At 43.6% G+C, this 19,107-nt stretch carries 16 protein-coding genes and 1 pseudogene; 16 read left to right on the top strand and 1 reads right to left on the bottom strand.

What is annotated here, in order from left to right; all coding sequences use genetic code 11:
• Positions 1–32: 32 nt before the first annotated feature.
• From R8P61_36300 to R8P61_36225, 16 genes and pseudogenes are all read left to right on the top strand, one after another.
• Positions 33–1,550: a sulfatase-like hydrolase/transferase gene (locus tag R8P61_36300; protein MDW3652596.1), complete on the top strand. Its 1,518-nt coding sequence runs from the start codon at positions 33–35 to the stop codon at positions 1,548–1,550.
• Positions 1,537–2,373 carry a fumarylacetoacetate hydrolase family protein gene (locus R8P61_36295; GenBank protein MDW3652595.1) on the top strand — a complete coding sequence of 279 codons (837 nt, stop codon included), beginning with the start codon at positions 1,537–1,539 and terminating at the stop codon, positions 2,371–2,373. The genes R8P61_36300 and R8P61_36295 overlap by 14 nt, the downstream gene beginning before the upstream one ends.
• 4 nt (positions 2,374–2,377) lie before the next feature.
• A complete protein-coding gene (locus R8P61_36290) occupies positions 2,378–3,916 on the top strand; it encodes a sulfatase (GenBank protein MDW3652594.1) in 1,539 nt (512 codons plus the stop codon).
• A 97-nt stretch (positions 3,917–4,013) separates the two neighbouring features.
• Positions 4,014–5,621 carry a sialate O-acetylesterase gene (locus tag R8P61_36285; protein ID MDW3652593.1) on the top strand — a complete coding sequence of 536 codons (1,608 nt, stop codon included), beginning with the start codon at positions 4,014–4,016 and terminating at the stop codon, positions 5,619–5,621.
• Positions 5,622–5,696: 75 nt separating this feature from the next.
• Entirely contained in the window at positions 5,697–6,773 is a 1,077-nt protein-coding gene (locus R8P61_36280) for an aminoglycoside phosphotransferase family protein (GenBank protein MDW3652592.1), read from the top strand.
• A gap of 12 nt (positions 6,774–6,785) precedes the next feature.
• Positions 6,786–8,366, top strand: coding sequence for an aldehyde dehydrogenase (NADP(+)) (locus R8P61_36275; protein MDW3652591.1), 1,581 nt, complete (start codon positions 6,786–6,788; stop codon positions 8,364–8,366).
• A gap of 190 nt (positions 8,367–8,556) precedes the next feature.
• Positions 8,557–9,249 carry an RraA family protein gene (locus R8P61_36270; protein MDW3652590.1) on the top strand — a complete coding sequence of 231 codons (693 nt, stop codon included), beginning with the start codon at positions 8,557–8,559 and terminating at the stop codon, positions 9,247–9,249.
• Positions 9,250–9,269: 20 nt separating this feature from the next.
• Complete coding sequence (locus tag R8P61_36265) at positions 9,270–10,061, top strand: SDR family oxidoreductase (protein MDW3652589.1); 792 nt, start codon at positions 9,270–9,272, stop codon at positions 10,059–10,061.
• A gap of 10 nt (positions 10,062–10,071) precedes the next feature.
• Entirely contained in the window at positions 10,072–11,202 is a 1,131-nt protein-coding gene (locus tag R8P61_36260; protein MDW3652588.1) for a mandelate racemase/muconate lactonizing enzyme family protein, read from the top strand.
• Positions 11,199–11,678: pseudogene (locus tag R8P61_36255) on the top strand (hypothetical protein). Before R8P61_36260 ends, R8P61_36255 begins: the two are co-directional and overlap by 4 nt.
• Positions 11,661–12,083 (top strand): Rid family hydrolase, encoded by a 423-nt coding sequence (locus R8P61_36250; GenBank protein ID MDW3652587.1) that lies wholly within the window; start codon positions 11,661–11,663, stop codon positions 12,081–12,083. The pseudogene R8P61_36255 and the gene R8P61_36250 overlap by 18 nt, the downstream one beginning before the upstream one ends.
• 1 nt (position 12,084) lies before the next feature.
• Positions 12,085–12,840 carry a creatininase family protein gene (locus R8P61_36245; protein MDW3652586.1) on the top strand — a complete coding sequence of 252 codons (756 nt, stop codon included), beginning with the start codon at positions 12,085–12,087 and terminating at the stop codon, positions 12,838–12,840.
• A 53-nt stretch (positions 12,841–12,893) separates the two neighbouring features.
• Positions 12,894–13,589, top strand: a complete 696-nt coding sequence (locus R8P61_36240) for a carbohydrate-binding family 9-like protein (GenBank protein ID MDW3652585.1) — start codon at positions 12,894–12,896, stop codon at positions 13,587–13,589.
• A 42-nt stretch (positions 13,590–13,631) separates the two neighbouring features.
• Positions 13,632–15,110, top strand: coding sequence for a sodium:solute symporter family protein (locus tag R8P61_36235; protein ID MDW3652584.1), 1,479 nt, complete (start codon positions 13,632–13,634; stop codon positions 15,108–15,110).
• Positions 15,111–15,121: 11 nt separating this feature from the next.
• On the top strand, positions 15,122–15,244 hold the full coding sequence (locus R8P61_36230; GenBank protein ID MDW3652583.1) for a hypothetical protein: 123 nt from the start codon (positions 15,122–15,124) through the stop codon (positions 15,242–15,244).
• A gap of 34 nt (positions 15,245–15,278) precedes the next feature.
• Complete coding sequence (locus R8P61_36225; GenBank protein ID MDW3652582.1) at positions 15,279–18,440, top strand: DUF5107 domain-containing protein; 3,162 nt, start codon at positions 15,279–15,281, stop codon at positions 18,438–18,440.
• Here R8P61_36225 and R8P61_36220 read toward each other — a convergent pair.
• Positions 18,427–19,083 carry a pyridoxamine 5'-phosphate oxidase family protein gene (locus R8P61_36220; GenBank protein ID MDW3652581.1) on the bottom strand — a complete coding sequence of 219 codons (657 nt, stop codon included), beginning with the start codon at positions 19,081–19,083 and terminating at the stop codon, positions 18,427–18,429. The genes R8P61_36225 and R8P61_36220 overlap by 14 nt on opposite strands.
• Between the last annotated feature and the right edge of the window lie 24 nt (positions 19,084–19,107).

Below are 19,107 nucleotides of genomic sequence, written 5' to 3'. Positions count from 1 at the left end.
TCCCTTGAATACTTTCCTCAATTTCTTTATACATGAAAAAACTACTAGCTATATCACTATTGGCCCTCCTTTTCTCTTGTGAAGCCGGGCAAGAGGTGGAAAAAGGAGCACCCAATATTCTCTTTCTTTTTGCGGATGATTTAAGCTACGAAGCAGTAAGAGCCCTCGGAAATTCCACCATAGAAACGCCCAACCTGGACCGAATTGCTGCCAGAGGAGCTACTTTTACGCATGCCTATAATATGGGTGGATGGCATGGAGCAATTTGTGCGGCTTCCCGAACCATGCTCATGTCTGGAAGATCTCTATGGCCTGCCTGGGAAGTAGAACAAGGCTTTCGCAAAAAGGATTCTGTGGTAATGTCCCAAACCTGGGGACGTATTATGGCTCGAAATGGATATGATACCTATATGTCCGGCAAATGGCATATAGTTGCACCCGCAGATTATGTATTTGATGAGGCACGCCATATAAGACCCGGCATGCCCAGAGATAGCTGGCCAGCTTTCCGAAGAAATGAAGGGAAGGTGCTGACAGAGAAAAACGGAAATGATCTTGATTTGAAGGCGCTGATGCCGGTAGGTTACCATCGCCCTAATGATGAAAATGATAAGAGTTGGTCTCCGGCTGATACCAGTTTTGGAGGATTTTGGCAAGGAGGTAAACACTGGAGTGAAGTTTTAAAAGACGATGGACTGGATTATATACAGGCAGCTGCTAAGAAGGAAAATCCATTCTTTATGTACCTGGCTTTTAATGCCCCACATGATCCGCGACAGGCTCCCCAATCCTTTGTTGATAAATATCCCCTCGATAAGATCAAAGTCCCCGATAGTTTTATGCCTCTCTATCCTGAGAAGGATAGCATCGGTTGTAGTCCGGGATTACGGGATGAAGCTTTAGCGCCTTTCCCCCGAACAAAATATGCTGTCAAAACCCATATCCAGGAATACTATGCAATTATCACTCATCTGGATGAACAAGTGGGGAAGATATTGGATGCGCTTGAAGCTTCTGGTAAAATGGACAATACCTATATCTTCTTTTCTGCCGATCATGGACTTTCTGTAGGGAACCACGGACTGATCGGAAAGCAAAACATGTACGACCATAGTGTGCGGGTTCCATTGATGATAGCAGGGCCTGAGATTCCTGCGGGAAGCAAAATTTCTGAAGATGTCTACCTACAGGATTTAATGGCAACGGGATTAGAAGTTGCCGGAATCGAAAAACCCGAATACGTTTATTTCCAAAGTTTGCTAGGGATGGCGAAAGGCACTCAAAAAGAGGGTCATTTGGATGCGGTCTATGGAGCTTACCGAGACTTACAAAGAATGATCAGAAAGGATGGATTTAAATTGGTGGTTTATCCCAAAGCAAAAAAAATCAAACTGTTTGATATCAAGGAAGACCCTAAAGAAATTACGGATCTCGCAAGTAATCCGGTTTACCATGAACGTACCGCTAATATGTTTCTGGAGCTTATGGATCTTCAAACACAAATGAAAGACACCCTGGATTTATCTCCTTTATACAATGAGACTATATAAACACGAAGAAGCTGCCATTCTTGAAAAAGAGGGCAATTGGTATCGCCGATCGGATATGGATTGGGATCAATTGATAAACCGCAAAGGACTTTTTGCTTTCCTTTCATCCGATGTGCAGAATTGGGAAGAGTTGGATGAAAAACCAAAATTGGGCAAAGAGCCACCCATAGGAGGGCAGGAAGTATGGGCAGCGGGCGTTACCTATTTGAGAAGTAAACAGGAGCGAATGCGGGAAGCAGAAGAAGCCGGAGGAGGTGATTTTTATGATCGCGTGTATGAAGCCGAAAGACCTGAGATATTTTTTAAGGCTACTGCAGCCCGGACGGTTGGTTCAGGAGATGTGGTAAATATTCGACGGGATTCGAGCTGGGATGTGCCTGAGCCGGAGCTTACTCTCTTTTGCAATTCCCATGGAAGCATAGAGGGATATACCATCGGAAATGATATGAGTTCGAGGAGCATCGAAGGAGAAAATCCGCTCTACCTGCCTCAAGCCAAAACCTATGAAAGATGTGCAGGCCTGGGTCCCTGTTTATATATTACGGAACATCCCATTTCGCCAGATACGCTGATACAAATGGAAATAATCAGGGCTGGCGAAAGCATGTATAAAGACGAGGTCCAGATAAGTATGATGAAAAGAAGTCATACGGAATTGGTGGGTTATTTATTTCGCGAATGCAATTTCCCCAAAGGTTGTTTCCTGATGACAGGAACCTGCCTGGTTCCTGATGAAACTTTCACCTTGCAAGAAGGAGATATGATCTATATTAAGATTGACGGTATTGGCGAATTAGTCAATAAAGTCGGAACCCGATCCTGAAATTATGAAACCACTACACGCTATAAGTTGTCTTATCTTGCTTAGTATATTTTCCTGTCAGAAAGAGGAAACTACTGCTGCAAAAGAACATCAAAAACCCAATATTCTCTTCATCATGACGGATGACCACTCATATCAAAGCTTGAGTGCCTATGATGATCGTTTTATCCAAACCCCAAATTTGGACCGGATCGGCAAAGAGGGAATCATCTTTCGAAACAGCTTTGTAAGCAATTCTATTTGTGCGCCCAGTAGAGCCGTTATGCTGACGGGTAAACACAGCCATACCAATGGACATCTTGACAATGGTACTCGCTTTGACAGCTCTCAAGTTACTTTGCCTAAGTTGCTGCAAGCGGCTGATTATCAGACAGCCATCACCGGAAAATGGCATCTGCGTTCAAAACCTACGGGCTTCGACCATTATGAGGTGCTGATTGGTCAGGGCAATTATTACAATACCGACTTTATCGAAAATGGAGAACGGAAAAGATCGGAAGGATATGTAACCGATGTGATTACGGATAAAGCCCTTTCCTGGCTGGATGGAAGAGATCAGGAAAAACCCTTTGCCCTATTCGTCCACCACAAAGCAACCCATCGGATCTGGATGCCTGATACCTCATTGCTGGATGAATTTGAAGGAGTCGAATTTGAAGTACCTGACAATTACTTTGATGACTATGAAGGAAGAGAAGCTGCCGCTGCGCATGTGATGGGAATCGATCGGGATATGGATTTGGTTTACGATTTGAAAATGCTGGATGAGGGAGGAGTACTTAAGACCAAATACCGCAAAGCCTACGAGCGTATGTACGGTCGCATGAATGAAGCCCAGAAAACAGCCTGGAATGAATATTATGATCCGATTATCAAGGATTTTCTGGCTAAAAAGAGAGTAGGGGAAGAACTGGCTCTTTGGAAATACCAACGCTACATGCAGGACTACCTCAAATGTGTCCAATCGGTAGATAATAATGTGGGTCGTCTATTGGATTATCTTGATGAAAAGGGCCTGAGCGAAAATACACTTGTGATTTATACCTCTGATCAAGGCTTTTATATGGGCGAACATGGTTGGTTTGACAAGCGCTTTATGTATGAAGAGTCCTTCCGGACTCCCTTGCTAATGAGATATCCCAAAGGTTTCCAGGCTGGAGAGATTGAGGAGTTGGTGCAAAACATCGATTATGCGCCGACTATGCTTGACTTTGCAGGGGTTGAAATCCCCGGAGATATGCAAGGCATTTCCCTCAAAGCTTTACTTCAAAAGAAAGAGGAGGATATACGCGAGGCGCTTTACTACCATTACTATGAATTCCCAAATGAGCATGGCACGAAGAAGCATTATGGCATTCGGACAGATCGCTATAAGCTGATTCATTTCTATGAGGATATTGATAGCTGGGAGCTCTACGATTTGGAAAGCGATCCCGGAGAGATGAAAAATCTGATAGGAGATCCATCGCAAGCAAGCCGTATCGCGGAACTGAAAGAGAAATTGACGGCCTTGCAGAAGGAGTATAAAGTCGAGACTTTCTAGAGGAAGTGTTGTTGTGTTTTAGTGTTGTAGTTCCCTTTTACAAACTTCAAAACTACAACACTAATACACTGATTAGCCCAAATCAATGAATTCATTCATGAAAAATTACGTTTCCCTGATTCTGATCCTGTCAGTCCTTCTCTTTTCCTGTCAGGACAAACAAGATCCGATAGACCGCTATTTCAAGGATAAAAAGGTTCTCATTCTTGGCAATAGCATTACCCAAGCGGGCTATTATGTGGATTACCTCAGCTATATCCTGGAAAAGAATTATCCGGAGCTAGAGACAGACATAATCAGCATTGGTTTATCCAGTGAAACAGTTTCTTGCCTGACGGAGCCCGATCATCCCTTTCCCCGACCTTGTTTGAAGGAAAGATTGGAGAGAGCATTGACAGAGATTCAGCCAGACGTAGTATTTGCCTGTTATGGGATGAATGATGGGATTTATCATCCCCAGTCCCATGATCGAATGCAAGCTTTTCAATCAGGTATCCAGGATTTAAGAGAAAAAGTAGCTGCCCGGGGAGCAGAATTGGTGTTAATCAGTCCTCCTCCCTTTGACAAACTCCCGATTAGGAGTCGACTTGTCGCTAAAGACGCAGCTGAATTTGGATATAAAACGCCCTTTGAGGATTACGACCAGGTCTTGGGAGATTATGTAGATTATCTCAATAGCTTGTCCGGAGAGAAACTTCAACTGATTGATCTTCATTCGAAAATGAATGAGCGAATAGCCGAAAAGAGAAAAGAAAAGGCAAATTTCAGCTATGCACAGGATGGAATACATCCCAGCAGGGAAGGACATCTACTCATGGCTCGGATAATTGCGGAATCTTTGGGAGTAAATATGGACAATACGAAAGGGCTTAAAGAAGCAGATTTCAGCAAAGATCCCCTGTTTTTGTCAATCGCATCCAAACGTGATATCCGATCTGTCGCCTGGCGGAAATATGTGGGCTATATCCGAGGAGATACGGTAAAATCTGCTTCGCCTGAGCCTATGTTGATTCTAATGGGCGGACAGTCCAACATGGTTGGACAGGGGATCTATGAAGCCCAGGAATCCTATCCAATGGATATGCATTACCTCAACTATGGGATGAATGGGAATGGGGACATCATTGTAAAGAAATTTGGACCGGAAAAAAGCCTGATCAAGGAAATGTCCACCCGAATGCCCATTCATCATCAGCCTGTATTCTTTCTGAAATATGCCATAGGAGGATCTTCCCTCCTGGATTGGGCACCTGAATATTCGGAGGAAAAGGCCAAAATCACAGGCAATGAACGCTTTGGGAATATGTTCAAAACCTTCTTCCACTACATCGATAGCATACGAAATTTACATGATCCTGAGGTCAAGGCTTTACTCTGGATGCAAGGAGAGCGGGATGCCCGTATTCCAGAAGCTGGAAAGGATTATTATGTCAATTTCAAAAAGTTTATAGAAGAAGTCAGAAAAAGACTGGGAGAAGAAAAACTTCCGATTATTTTTGCCCGGGTCAATCCGCCAATTGAAAGGTATGCGGCACTTGATATTGTAAATGAAGCCCAAAGAAGGATTGCAGATGAAATGGAGGCTGTTTATATGATCGAAACAGAAGGTTTGGCAAAGAATAAAGACGAAGTCCATTATAATACCGAAGGACAATTAGAATTAGGAAAAAGATTCGCAGAGGAATTGCTTAAACACTTAGAATAAACGTATTGGCGCTTTGGAGTACGGCGTCAATCTTCGATTCAACTCCAACACGCCAACACACCAACACGTTTTCAGATGGATATAAAATCATTGATCAACTGTTTTCAGATCAAGGGAGAGATAAAAGAAGCTCTTCCTTTTGGTAGCGGGCACATCAATGAAACTTTTCGCCTAATAAATAAAGACACCTGCGGCAAAGACTACCTGCTCCAAAAGATCAACCATCATATCTTCAAAGATGTGGATGGGATGATGAACAATATCCATTTGGTTTGTCAGCATCTTGAGGAGGTTTTTGCTAAAGAGAGTGATCAGGAAAGTCTGGAAGTAATCTTAAGTATAAAGGGCAAACCCTTTGTCAGAGATTCAGAAGGATGTTATTGGCGAATGTTTGATTTCAAAAGTGAACTGATTTCCTATGATATTGCAGAAACCCCTGAACAAATATTTGAAGGAGCCCGTTCCTTTGGGATATTTATGCGAAGCCTGGCGGATTTTCCGGTTGAAAAGCTGGTTGATACCATTCCTGATTTTCATCATGTCGGCTTTCGAATAAGAAATCTTAGGGTAGCTGTTGAGGAGGATAAAGTGAATAGGGTAAAGGAATGTAAAGAGCTCATTGATTATGCTTTTTCGGTTACAGAAAGTGTATCCCGAATTCAGAAGGCAGGAGAGCAAGGGCTCATACCCATGCGGGTTACCCACAATGATACCAAATTCAATAATGTGCTTCTGACGAAAAGAGGTAAGGGTCGATGTGTTATCGATCTGGATACAGTCATGCCGGGCTATGTGCATTATGATTTTGGAGATGGAATCAGAACCACAGTCTGCACCGCTCCGGAAGATGAAGAAGATTTGGAAAAGATAGTGTTGGATATGGAACGCTTTGAAGCTTTCGCTGCTGGTTTTTTAGCTGAGACTCGGGAAAGTTTAGGCGAAAAGGAAATCGAATTGCTGGCAGTTTCCGGGGCTTTATTTGCTTACTTGATGGGCATTCGATTCCTCACTGATTACCTAGAGGGAGACATTTATTATAAAACCCACTTCGCCGGCCAAAATCTTCAGCGCGCAAAGGCCCAATTATACCTTTGTAAGCGTATATTAGCCGAGGAAAAAGAACTCACAGAGATTATTCAAAAATATATATAAAGAAATCTACACATGGATCTACTTGGTACTCAATTCATAGGCAATCAGACTTCCCAAAAAAGTAGTCAGCAATTCTATGGAATAAATCCCAAAAGCGGAGAAAATTTAGCAACGGCATTTTCAGAAGCTACAGAAAGTGAAGTGGATGAAGCCGTAAAAGCTGCTGAGAAAGCTTTTCCTGCCTATCGCAATATTCAGCCGGAAGCAAGGGCCAAATTCCTCGAACAAATAGCAGATGAAATTTTAGCATTAGGAGATACTTTGGTTGAGCGGGCAATGGCCGAAACAGCGCTACCACAAGGTCGTATTCAGGGAGAGAGAGGAAGAACGATGAACCAAATGAAACTCTTTGCAAAGCTTGTTAGAGAAGGTTCATGGGTAGATGCCAGAATAGAAACAGCAATTCCTGATCGCCAGCCTATTCCTAAAGCTGATATTCGCCATATGATGCGCCCTTTGGGACCTGTAGGAGTATTTGGCGCCAGCAATTTCCCCTTAGCCTTTTCAGTAGCGGGTGGAGATACAGCTTCTGCATTGGCGGCCGGCTGCACAGTTGTTGTAAAAGGTCATCCTGCACATCCCGGCACTTCAGAATTGGTGGCAAGAGCGATTATTTCTGCAGCCCAGAAAACAGGTATGCCGGAAGGTGTATTTTCTATGGTTCAGGGAGCAAGTCATGAAGTAGGGGGCTATTTGGTAAAACATCCCTTGATCCATGCCATTGGATTTACGGGTTCATTTAGAGGAGGAAAGGCTTTGTTTGATATAGCGAATCAAAGAGAGGTTCCTATTCCCGTTTTTGCAGAAATGGGAAGTACGAATCCTGTATTTCTTTTGCCAGGAGCAATAGAAGCCCAGGCAGAAAATATCGCTAAATCGCTGGCGGGTTCTATCAATCTGGGGGTAGGACAATTTTGTACCAATCCCGGCCTGGTATTCCTGCCCGATAATACGCGCACCGAAGTCTTCAAAAATGAATTGGTAGCCAGTATTTCAGATATAGAAGCCGGAACTATGTTGACGTCTGGAATTAAATCGGCTTACGAAAAGGGCGCAAATGCCCTGGCAGGAGAAAGCAAGATTTCAACCTTGGCAACAGGCAAAGAAACGGCAACGACAGCAGGAGTAAAGTCCCAGGTATTCTTCACCCAAATGAATGATTTTCATGGGAAACAGGAATGGGCAGAAGAAGTATTTGGTCCTTCAAGTTTGCTGGTCCAAAGTTCCTCCAAAGAGGAAATGATGGAAGCTGCCCGAAATCTGGAAGGGCACTTGACTGCAACGGTTCATGGTACAGAGGAAGACTTCAGAAAATATGCAGACCTCTTTGCTTTATTGGAAAGGAAAGTCGGCCGTCTCATTGTCAATGGATATCCGACAGGCGTAGAGGTTTGTCATGCTATGGTTCATGGGGGACCCTATCCAGCAACTACTGCACCTCAAAGTACTTCCGTAGGAACCAATGCCATCAATCGATTTGCCAGACCGGTTTGTTATCAGGATTTTCCTGATTTCCTCTTACCCGATGCCTTGAAAAGTGCTAATCCGCTTGGCATTTGGCGAATGACCAATGGGGAAATGAGCAAAGATTAACTTTAAGTATAAGCAAGTTCAAGATTCATTGCCGCTCCCTCTAAGGATTTGGTTAAAGGCTAGGAATGGAAGACTTGCTTAAAAATCCCGATGATCTGTAGCTGCCTTTTTGTGAAAAGAAGGTACAGAGATACAGAAAAGAAAATGTCCTGCCTTAAAAAGCAGGAGAAAGCTATATAAAACTACTACTATGCACGCTTGGAAAAATGATTCAGAGCTCATCCTGCTTATGAAGGAGAAATTATTCTCTGCCGTAATCGGAGATGTAATGGATAAATTGGGCCTCCTTCATCAATTTCTCAGTCCTAAAATCCAGCCTTTACGTTCAGACATGCGTTTGGTCGGGCGTGCTATGCCAGTACTGGAAGCGGATTGTTTCGAAGAAATTTCCTCTGCTTCTGTCAACCCAATTATGCAAAAATCTTTTGGCTTGATGCTGGAGGCACTGGATGACCTCAAAAGGCATGAGGTATATATCTGTACGGGATCTTCTCCGACTTATGCTTTGTGGGGCGAACTCATGAGCACAAGGGCACTCAAACTAGGTGCAGCAGGTGCCGTCCTGGATGGCTATGTCCGAGATACAAATGGCATATTAGATCTTAATTTCCCAACTTTTTCCTATGGCAGTTATGCACAAGACCAGGGGCCGAGAGGCAAGGTGATTGACTTCCGGGTTCCAATTGAAATGAATGGAGTTAAGATCAAGCCAGGGGATTTGGTCTTTGGAGATCGGGATGGAGTATGCATCATTCCGCAAGAGGCTGAGGAAGAAATCATTCGACTCGCTATCGAGAAAGCAGAAGGGGAGAAGTTGGTGCAAAAAGCCATCATCAATGGAATGGGAGCTGTTGAAGCGTTTAAAAAATTTGGCATCATGTAATCGCTCATAAACAAAACAACATGAACTTAGCTAATCAAAGTGTACTTGTCACAGGCGGAGCAGGATGGGGAGTGGGAGGAGGAGTTTGCGAGGTGCTTGCCGAAATGGGAGCAAGACTCATCATCAATGATGTAGATGCTGAGAAAGCTCAAGAAGCTGCAAAAAAATATCCCAATGCCCTCGCCATTGTAGCTGATATCAGCAAAGATGAGGAAGTGGATGCCATGTTTGCTCAAATAGCAGCTGAGGTGGGTACCATCACAGCTTTGGTAAATAATGCGGGAGTTGGTTTAAGTAAGAAAGCACATCTGGCTGAACCTGAGGACTTTGACAGATTATATAGTATCGATATCCGAGCCGTATGGTATGTTTCTCGAGCTTTTGTGCGGCAATTGATAGGAAAAGGCAAAAGAGCTAGCATCGTCAATATTTCTTCCGTCCATGCTTATTCCACCCAACCGGGTTTTGCGATTTACTGTAGTGCTAAAAATGCAGTTGAAGGTTTGACCAAAGGAATGGCTTATGAACTCGGCAAGGAAGGTATACGGGTAAATGCGCTAGGGCCAGGTCTGGTTCATGCAGAGCAGAATTATGAGCTGATCAAGAACTGGAACGAAGACCCCGATCAGTATCTATCCGATTTTGTCAATTATCAGCAAGCCATTCCTGAACCTATTCTTCCGAGACACTGCGGAAATGTGGCTGCCTTCCTTATATCTGAAATGAGCGCATCCGTAACAGGACAAACCTTATATGTGGATGCCGGAACGACCATTATGCTGCATAATCGAGATTTCATTGAAGGAAAATAATCATGCACCTATGAAGATAAAGCGCTTCAATTGCTATGAGGTCATTGTTCCTGCTCATCCAGGCAGTATTCAAAGCAAGACCATCAACAAACCCTTGCATAAACTGCCAGTAGGCGCTAAATCCGGCTGGAGTTTGCAGTTTGATGAACTTCCCAAGCTGATCCTTAGGATGGAATTGGATAATGGAATTGTCGGTTGGGGAGAATTGTACCGGGATCATAATTGGAAGCAGCTAGAAAGTATCATAGATATTTTGCTTGGACAGGATATCCGAAATTTAAGCTTACAGAAACTTCCCTTTACTTTTTGCCGGGAATACGATGGTTTTGAATGCGCGATTTGGGATGCTTATGCAAAGGCCCATAATTTGAGGGTCGTTGATCTACTGGGAGGGCCTGTGCAAGAGAAGATTCGTGTAGGAGCCTGGTCCAGTCATCGGGAGTTAGGGGAAATTGGAGATTTGGCGAAAGGCTTTGCGGAGCAAGGCTATGACTGTGTGAAATTCAAAACAGATTTGGACGATGATGTAGAAGCCTGGTGTAAAGCGATACATGAAGCAGCTCCTGGCATGCAGGTCATACTCGACCCCAATGAACGTTGGCTATATCCGGGAGAAGTGCGTAAGCGAGCTGCTGCTTTGGCAGAGGTGGGCAATGTGCTTTGTCTGGAAGATCCCTTACCCAGATGGATGTTGGACGAATATGCAAGATTGCGCAATTTTAGCTCGGTTCCCATTGTCCTGCACGTTTCATTGCCCTACATCCTTCACGGCCAAAGAATCAAAGACAGCATACAAACCATTCAACATGCAGCTGTTGACGGTTTCAACTTCAATGGCGGTCTGGCCAACTTCCAAAGACTCGACCATATTGCCCATGCAGCAGGTCTTCCTTCCTGGCATGGATCGGAGATAGACCTGGGAATTCTTGAAGCCATGTATGTGCATTCCTGTGCGGCAGCAGAATCTTGTATTTGGCCTGGAGATATATTTGGTCGATTGATACGTAGCCATGATTTGTTGAAAGAACCCCTGAAAATAGAGCCTCCCTATGTCTATCTCCCGGAAGGGAAAGGATTAGGAGTTGAACCCGATATGGATGCTATCAGACATTACCTTCAAACTGAAAAAGAATATTCATGAGTTTTTACCAAAACCCCTTTCCCCAATCAGATCCCGATCGCTACCAAATATGGCATATGTTGGTAGAAAGAGACATCATTGCCTTTTGTAAAGAAAGTTGGGAAATGGTCGCTGATGATTTTATCCCTGAAAATTTTGTGGGAATTGATGCCGGGGGAAAACACAATCCTGATAGCTGGAAAATCAGTTTCCCAACTTTAGAAGCCTATAAAACTGAATGGCTAAAGCAGGCAAAAGATTTTGGCCAGGAAGAATGGGCTGAAGATCCGGAGAAAGCCCTGTATGAGGCAACCCAAATGCGAGATATTGAAATTCAGGGAGCGGTAGCTCTCATTCATAAAAAATTTGATGGCTATATCAGTAAAAAAGATGGGAGTAAAACTCGCTTGAACTGGCAAACCCTGTATAGATGCATCAAAGAAGAAGGGAAATGGAAAATTGCAGGATTCACCGGTTATATGCCATATCCTATGGGATGGGAACAAAACTCTCCTTTACCAGGTATTCAAACTCCGGAAGGAGCTTCCCAGCATATAACTGCGGGACCTTATTCTCCTGTATTGGAAGTAAATCCGGGAAAATTGGTTGTCATATCAGGACAGGCTGCTATTGACCCCTCAGGGACTGTAATAGGAGAGGATATTGAAACCCAGGCACATGCTACCCTGGAAAATTGTCGAAAGCAATTGGAGACAGCAGGCATTGGGCTCGATGATGTATTTAAGGTGAATGTATACCTGACGGACCTGGACAATTGGCCTCGATTCAACGAAGTCTATAAAACCTACTTTCGTACTCCTCTCCCGGTCCGAACGGCTGTTCAGACTCCGCTGCTAATGACTCTTTTAGTTGAAATTGAAATGTGGGCTTTAAAGAAATAATATGTATTGGGATCAATTGACTACCTATGAGATCGATAAACTGGATCGGCGGATTCCGGTGATCATGTCAGTTTCAGCTACTGAGCAGCATGGGGCTCATTTGCCTTTGGCAACTGATCGTATGATCGGAGAGCATTTCTGCCAACTTTTACATACTGCCATACCAGATAAGGTGCTTATTCTTCCGATGATTCAGATTGGCTGTTCTGAGCATCATCTGGATTTCGCAGGTTCACTATCAGTGCCTCATGAAACTTTGCTGGCACAATTGAAAGGCATTGCGAGCTCTGTAGTTCGCCATGGTTTCAAAAACCTGATTCTCCTGAACAGCCATGGCGGTAATCAGGCAATAGGACAGAGTTTCTTTGAAATATTTGGGCATAGAAATCCGGATATCAATCTGGTGTTTGCTACCTGGTGGAAATTGGCGATAGAAGAATTGAAAGCGCTCAATGAATCGGGGCGGGGAGGAGCTGGCCATGCCGGAGAATTCGAAACCTCTCTGATGCTGCAAATTGCTCCTGAGCTGGTCCATTTGGATAAGGTAAAACCCAAAGAAAATCAGCCAACTTTTGATTGGGCAGAAGGAGATATGATTTATGGATCACAAGCTTCCTTTTTTCGCAGCATGAAGCAAATGACTCCGGGAGGCGTTTATGGTGATCCATCTTTCGCCAGTAAAGCAAAAGGAGAGAAAATCAGCAAACTCATCTTGGAAAAACTCAAAATCATTGTTTCAAGCCTCTATACCAGCTGATTGGATATTTGAATCTTTAGACCGATCTTAAGTACTGAGCTACATCCTTTACTATGAAATACCTACTCCTGCTATTCCTGCCATTTCTTGCCTGTGAGGAAATCGATCCCAATGTCTATCTGGTCAAAAAGACAGAAGCCAAAGGGGTTTTGCTTAGCGGCCGGGGCGACGATCCTCTCTGGGGAGAAGCCAATAGTCTGACAAATTTCTCTTACCCCTGGCGAGAAGAAGCAGCACCGGAGACAGAATTTCGTGCCCTCTGGAATGAGGACTATTTCTTTTTCCGGTATAATGCCCAGGATCCGGATATAATCACCCAAATGGATAGCAGTCTTTCTCTTGAAATGCAGGCAGTAGCTTCAGATCGGGTAGAGATTTTTTTCAAATCAGATGATGAGATGAATCCCTACTATTCACTCGAAATGGATGCGCTTGGGAGGATGTACGACTCTGAAGGCAGATACCATCGAAATATTGATTCAGATTGGAATTGGCCGGAAGGTGGGATACAGATTTATGCCTCTCTTTATAAAGGAGGATATATCCTGGAAGGAGCAATAAGTATCAAATCACTGGAGATGCTGGGAATGAAAGATGGGAATATATTAAAAGCCGGCTTGTATCGGGGTGAATATGTAAAGGAAGAGGAGGAAATTAAGGTGAAATGGATTTCCTGGATCATGCCTGATTCTGAAACCCCTGATTTTCATATTCCATCCTCTTTTGGAACAATTAAGTTGTTGGAATAGACGGATTTAGCTTTCTGTTTTTGATCCAATACTTAATCCCTGATGAGCAATTTTAATGTCTATATTGACGGAAGTATTTTAGTCCTCTATATCATCGGTACTTTGACGCTTGGTATATGGGTCAGAAAGTACGTTCAAAATGTAAATGACTATTTACTTGCAGGTCGGAAAGTTGATCTGTATTTGGGGATCGCTTCTTTGGCGGCTACTGAGTTTGGAATCGTAAGTTGTATGGCCAATGCCGAACTTGGATACAAATACGGTTTCGCAGGGATCACTCCGGGTATTGCTCTGGCTTTGGCGATGTTTGTGGTAGGCTGGACAGGCTTCTGCATAAAACCGCTCAGAGAGCAGGGAGTTATAACCATCCCCGAGTTATTTGAACAGAAATTTGGCAGCAAGGTTCGCTGGGCCAGTGGTCTGGTCATTGTTTTGGGAGGATTACTAAATATGGGAGTATTTCTCAGAATGGGAGGAGATTTCCTAACCCTGGTTCTGGGAATAGATACAGCCTATCTGGAAATATTGATGACGGCATTGCTCTTGATAGTAGCTGTTTATACTATACTCGGAGGAATGCTGTCTGTACTGGTTACAGATTATCTGCAATTCATTATGATGAATATCGGCTTGATCTCCGTAAGCCTCTTATTCATTTTTGGATTTGGGTGGGAAAATCTGGTCTTGCATTTAGAAGAAAGCTATGGAGCCCCAGCCTTCAATCCCTTTGTTGATGGACAGTATGGTTGGGATAGAGTTATACTTGATTTTCTTGTTGCCTTTGCAGTGATCCTTACCTGGCAAACCATTATTGCAAGGGTATTGGCAGCGAAAAATGCCAAAATAGCCCAGAAAATCTATATTGGAACTGCTCCTTACTGGATCGTTCGTTTTGCTCTGCCCGCAGTCTTTGGGATAGCTGCCTTTTACTACTTTTCCGAGCTCGGAGAATTACCAGAAAAGGATATTCTGGCAATGCCTCAGCTGATTGCAGCTAAAGTTCCTATAGGCTTATTGGGAATTGTTGTTGCTGCTATGTTAGCTGCCGATATGTCAACCAATTCTTCTTATCTATTAGCCTGGAGCTCTGTTATTTACAATGACATACTTCAACCTTTTCACAAAAATCAGTGGTCGGAAAAAAAGAGCCTTTATGTAAACCGTATGTTGGTCGCTGGCATAGGGATTTTTCTACTTCTCTATGGATTGTGGTATCCTCTAAAAGGAGATCTATGGGTATATATGCAGGTTACGGGCACGATTTATTTGGCGAGTATGTCAGTAATTTTGATTGCTGCTTGCTATTGGGATAAAGCAAATAATTGGGGGGCGATGGCTGCCATCTTTGTTGGAAGTATTATTCCGATCAGTTTTCTGCTTTTGCAGCAAATGGAAAGCACTTCAGACTTGGCCGAACAAATAGGCCCATATAAATCCGGGATTGCTACCTATCTTCTGACGGCCCTGGCAATGATTGCTGCTTCCCACGCAAAAAGACGATTCGGAAAACAAACAGAATAATAAGTGCAGATATGAAAATATTTTGGCTCCTTCTTATTGCATCCAGCCTCATTTGGTATATCCTGGCTACAGGAATAGTAGCTGTAGGAGGATTTAAAAATATTCGTTCACTCTTGAAGCAGAAGAAAAACTAAATACACGGAATTCACAGGCATAAATATTGAATCAATGAATGCTACTACTTTCCTGCCATATCTTTTAGGAATCGCTTGTTCCTTTCTCAGTCTGAGTATCAAGGCTCAGGATGCAAAAATTACGGAAGAAGTTCGAACGCTTAAGACCTATCCTTTTTCAGACCCTGATCCTATTCCCATTCTGACCTCCAATCCCAAAATTTATCCCTATCACAAATACGAGGGCTATAGTTCAGAGGCTGTAGATAAAGAATGGAAGGTGGTAAAACTGGAGAATGATCTGGTCGAAGTTTATGTCCTTCCAGAAGTGGGAGGTAAGGTATGGGGAGCAATCGACAAAACCACAGGAGAAGAATTTATCTACCGAAATGAAGTGATGAAATTTCGCAATATTTCTATGCGTGGCCCCTGGACATCCGGCGGAATAGAATTCAATTTCGGCATAATCGGGCATCATCCTTCAACGGCTACTCCTGTGGACTATGTGATGCAAGAACACCCAGATGGCAGTGTTAGTTGTACCGTCGGCAATATCGACTTACCCTCACGTACTCAATGGCGTGTGCAGATTATTTTACCCAAAGATAAAGCCCTCTTTGAAACCAAAGTTCATTGGTACAATCCCAGTCCAATTAGCCAGGCTTATTACAATTGGATGACGGCTGCTGCTCCTGCAAGAGAGGATTTTGAATTCTACACACCAGGAGATCAATACCTGACACATCCCGGAGAAGCCAAATCATGGCCCTATGATGCCATGGGAAGAGATTTGTCAAAGTATAAGGAAAATGCCTTTGGGCCTAGTAAGTCTTATCATGTTGTGGGCGAATTCAATGACTTTTTTGGCGGTTACTACCATGATGCCGGATATGGCTTTGGGCATTGGGGAGAATATGAAGCTATCCCCGGACAAAAATTGTGGTTGTGGGCTTTGTCTCGTTCCGGAGGCATTTGGGAAGACCTGCTCACTGATACGGATGGACAGTATATCGAATTCCAGGCAGGCCGCCTCTTTGTTCAGTATTCCCCTGGCGCTCATGTCAATCCTGTCACCCAGGCAAACTTTGAGGCACACGGACACGATATCTGGTCGGAACTTTGGTTTCCGGTAAAAGAACTCGGAGGCCTGTCTGATGTATCAGAACATGCTGCTATGGCAGTAAGTGTAGAAAAGGGGATGCTGAATATCGCTTTACACCCTTTCCAGGATTCTGAAGCCAATTTATCTGTGCTACAAAATGGGAATATTCTGAAATCACAAAAACTAAAACTTAAAGCAATGGAGGTCTTCAAGCAATCCTTTAAGCTGGAAGGAGAAGACTTTGAAATTAAGCTGCCAGAATGGGATCTACATTACACCCGTGATCCTGATGATAGACTGATAGAGCGTTCTTTTGATAGTGATAAGGATCGCCCGGTCCTTAATTCTGTTGAGCGACTCTATAGACAAGGAATGGAAGAGATGAAATATCGAAACTTCTCCTTAGCCAAAGAGAAGTTTCACAAAGCTTTAGAACTTGAAGGGCAGCACATAGGAACTCATCTGGCTATGGCAGAGCTCAATTTCCGTAGTGCATCTTATAAGAAAGCCTTGAAGCATATTCACAAGGTGTTGAAAATTGACACTTATCATCCAGAGGCCAATTACCTGGCGGGAATTACTTATCGGGCAAAAGGAGACAAACTCAATGCAAAGGAAGCTTTTGGATGGGCTGCTCGATCCCTGGCATTTCGGTCAAATGCCTATGCACAAATGGCCGAAATATACCTCAGCGAAGGAAAGCATAAAAAGGCCACAAGCTATGCAGGGAAATCCCTGGACTTTAACCGCTACAATATTCATGCATGGGAAGTGCTGGCAATTTTGGCTCGAAAGGAAGGAAATAATGAGTTACTGAAAACAAGCCATCAACAAATTCAGGATATGGATCCACTCAATCATTTCCTGGCTTTTGAAAGTTTCCTCAATAATCCTAATGAAATGGCAAGGGAGAGATTCCTGAAAAAGCATCGATCAGAATTGCGCTATCAGACCTTTCTGGAATTAGCGATCAATTACTGGAACAAGGGACAGTTGGAAGAGTGCAAACAGCTATTGGCTTTGGCGCCTGATCATCCGATGATCCATCTATGGAGAGCTTTTCTGGGAGTAGAAGGAGAATCAGAGAAGATAGAGCGTGCTGATCCTGCTCTGGTATTTCCCTATAGGAGAGAAAGTTTAAACGCCTTGAGGTGGATGAATGAGCAAAGCACGCATTGGAAATCTCGTTATTATTTGGCCTTGAATCTATGGGGTCTGGGCAGGGGAGAAAAAGCTGCTGATCTCTTGGAAGGCATAGATGCTAGAGAATCGCGGATCAATTTTGCTCCCTTTTATCAAAGTCGAGCTCATATCCTGAAAGAAGTGAGAGATAAAGACGCGTATGTGGATTTGGAAAGGGCCTTTGAAGTAGGTAAAGAAGATTGGAGAAACTGGAGGAGCTTAAACCTTTACTTGAAGCAAAATAAACCGGCTGATGAAGCCCTAAAAATGGCGGATAGAGCCCATAGAGAGTTTCCGAATAATTATGCAGTAGGAATGGATTATGCGGAAGCTTTGATCAATTCGGGCTTGTATCAACAGGCCATTGCACAATTGAAAAGCCTGCAGGTACTTCCTTTTGAAGGAGCATCCGCAGGCAGAAGACTCTATGAGCGAGCACATCATTATGCCGCATGGGAACTGCTTGAAAAGAAAGGCCATAAAAAGGCGGCAAAAGTCGCTTTTGAAAAAGCAATAAAAATACTGCTTGATTCTAAACAATGGCCGGAGAATCTGGGCGTTGGTAAGCCCTTTGATCCGGATGAAAGAATCTCCGACTACCTCCTGGGATATGCCTATGAGAGCCTAGGCAAAGAAAAAGAAGCCAAGGCTCATTGGGAAGCTTGCGCAGCCTATGCGATGCAGCATCCTGAGCGTTCAAACATCCATAATCTCACCTCTTTAGTAGCTTTGAGAAAGCTGGGTAAAGAAAAAGAGGCTATGCAATTGCTTGATAATCTGCTCAATAGTACACATGGAAAGAGCGTTTCTACTCGCTGGATAGCAGCAAGTTTCGTGGGTGATGATAGAAAAGCTAAGGAGATTAGCAGAGTCAATTCGCTATTTGCGAATAGCGAATTGGTCTTGTTCTTAGAGAAAATTACTCAGCTTTAAGCAAATCCTTCACACTATCAGCTAGAGGAATCCCTTTTGTAAGCAAGGGATCAGCCTCCGGTTGGCCATAAACGATTTTGGCTGGCACGACTCCTGCCCAAATGGGGAGCTCGTAATCCGGCTTATCATCGCCCGGTCCACCTGTTCTGATCTTGGCTGAGGCCGTATCTATGTCTACCCTCAATACTGTGGTTGCTTTCAGTTCATTCGCTTTAGGCCCACGGCTTTCTTCCCATCGACCTTCAAGTATTTGTTCAGATACAATGCGAAGTCCTTCTTCTTTTTCTTCCCCTTCCACCAAATGGGCTGTACCGAATACAACAGCTGAGCGATAATTCATGGAATGGTGAAAAGCAGACCTGGCCAATACCAGCCCATCAAAATGGGTAACCGTAATACAAACCGGGATTCCTTCTGAAAGATTTACCATCATCCGACTGGTACTAGCCCCATGCAGATAAATGGTATCTCCTTTTCTCCCATAAGAAGTTGGAATCACATAAGGTTGTCCATCTACCACAAATCCGATATGACAAAGGAAACTTGCATCCAGGATTTGATGGACAGTTTCGCGGTCATAATGCCCGCGTTTGGGGATTCGCTTTACTTTATTTCTACTATCAATTGAATAAGAATCAGACATATTATTTGAATTCTTAGAGTGGCT

This window comes from Bacteroidia bacterium (genome assembly GCA_033391075.1).
In the GTDB taxonomy this organism is placed as follows: Bacteria; Bacteroidota; Bacteroidia; order J057; family J057; genus JAWPMV01.
Note: the sequence above shows the minus strand (reverse complement) of the source record. Positions and strands in the feature narration are given on the sequence as shown.

Excerpts from the sequence above, each read along its gene's own strand:
- R8P61_36300 (MDW3652596.1), top strand. The coding sequence starts at position 33 with ATGAAAAAACTACTAGCTATATCACTATTGGCCCTCCTTTTCTCTTGT.
- R8P61_36295 (MDW3652595.1), top strand. The coding sequence starts at position 1,537 with ATGAGACTATATAAACACGAAGAAGCTGCCATTCTTGAAAAAGAGGGC.
- R8P61_36290 (MDW3652594.1), top strand. The coding sequence starts at position 2,378 with ATGAAACCACTACACGCTATAAGTTGTCTTATCTTGCTTAGTATATTT.
- R8P61_36285 (MDW3652593.1), top strand. The coding sequence starts at position 4,014 with ATGAAAAATTACGTTTCCCTGATTCTGATCCTGTCAGTCCTTCTCTTT.
- R8P61_36280 (MDW3652592.1), top strand. The coding sequence starts at position 5,697 with ATGGATATAAAATCATTGATCAACTGTTTTCAGATCAAGGGAGAGATA.
- R8P61_36275 (MDW3652591.1), top strand. The coding sequence starts at position 6,786 with ATGGATCTACTTGGTACTCAATTCATAGGCAATCAGACTTCCCAAAAA.
- R8P61_36270 (MDW3652590.1), top strand. The coding sequence starts at position 8,557 with ATGCACGCTTGGAAAAATGATTCAGAGCTCATCCTGCTTATGAAGGAG.
- R8P61_36265 (MDW3652589.1), top strand. The coding sequence starts at position 9,270 with ATGAACTTAGCTAATCAAAGTGTACTTGTCACAGGCGGAGCAGGATGG.
- R8P61_36260 (MDW3652588.1), top strand. The coding sequence starts at position 10,072 with ATGAAGATAAAGCGCTTCAATTGCTATGAGGTCATTGTTCCTGCTCAT.
- R8P61_36250 (MDW3652587.1), top strand. The coding sequence starts at position 11,661 with ATGCCATATCCTATGGGATGGGAACAAAACTCTCCTTTACCAGGTATT.
- R8P61_36245 (MDW3652586.1), top strand. The coding sequence starts at position 12,085 with ATGTATTGGGATCAATTGACTACCTATGAGATCGATAAACTGGATCGG.
- R8P61_36240 (MDW3652585.1), top strand. The coding sequence starts at position 12,894 with ATGAAATACCTACTCCTGCTATTCCTGCCATTTCTTGCCTGTGAGGAA.
- R8P61_36235 (MDW3652584.1), top strand. The coding sequence starts at position 13,632 with ATGAGCAATTTTAATGTCTATATTGACGGAAGTATTTTAGTCCTCTAT.
- R8P61_36230 (MDW3652583.1), top strand. The coding sequence starts at position 15,122 with ATGAAAATATTTTGGCTCCTTCTTATTGCATCCAGCCTCATTTGGTAT.
- R8P61_36225 (MDW3652582.1), top strand. The coding sequence starts at position 15,279 with ATGAATGCTACTACTTTCCTGCCATATCTTTTAGGAATCGCTTGTTCC.
- R8P61_36220 (MDW3652581.1), bottom strand. The coding sequence starts at position 19,083 with ATGTCTGATTCTTATTCAATTGATAGTAGAAATAAAGTAAAGCGAATC.